This is a genomic window from Chryseobacterium luteum (assembly GCF_000737785.1).
GTDB lineage: Bacteria > Bacteroidota > Bacteroidia > Flavobacteriales > Weeksellaceae > Chryseobacterium > Chryseobacterium luteum.
The window spans coordinates 1-605 of the sequence record NZ_JPRO01000049.1; the positions used below are offsets into that span (position 1 = coordinate 1).

1 protein-coding gene is annotated in these 605 nt (G+C 38.5%); it reads right to left on the minus strand.

All coding sequences use genetic code 11. From position 1 onward, the window contains the following. On the minus strand, positions 1-605 hold a 605-nt coding region (locus IX38_RS21780), incomplete at both ends, for an alanine--tRNA ligase-related protein (RefSeq protein WP_034708189.1).

Genomic DNA, 605 nt, shown 5'->3' on the forward strand with positions numbered 1-605 from the left:
ACCTTTTGAGCAGAATCATCTTTTGAACGAAGTTTTTGCTTCGTCATTTCAGCTTTGAAACCTTCTTCATCAATGGTAAGGCCTTTTTCCTCCGCGATAATTCTCGTTAAATCATCCGGGAATCCATAAGTGTCATATAATCCGAAAACTTCTGCGCTTGGCAATACTTTTGAACCGTCCGCAATTGTCTGCTGAATTAATTTTTCAACTCTGATCAGCCCGTTTTCAATAGTTTTTAGGAAAGAATCTTCCTCACTTTTGATCACCTCAGAAACCAGTTTTCCTTGTTTTTCTAATTCAGGGAAGAAGGGTCCCATTTGATCTTTAAGAACAGCGACTAATTCAAAAAGGAAAGGTTCTTTCATACCTAAGAATCTATAAGAATAAGAAATTCCTCTTCTTAAAATTCTTCTGATTACATAACCTGCACCCCCGTTTGACGGAAGCTGCCCGTCTGCAATAGCAAAAGCAACCGCTCTGATGTGGTCTACCACAACACGGATGGCAATATCTTTTTCGTCTTCTAGAATTCCGGTATATTTTTTACCTGAAAGTTCTTCCACTTTAGCAATAAGCGGTGTGAAAACATCAGTGTCATAATTGGA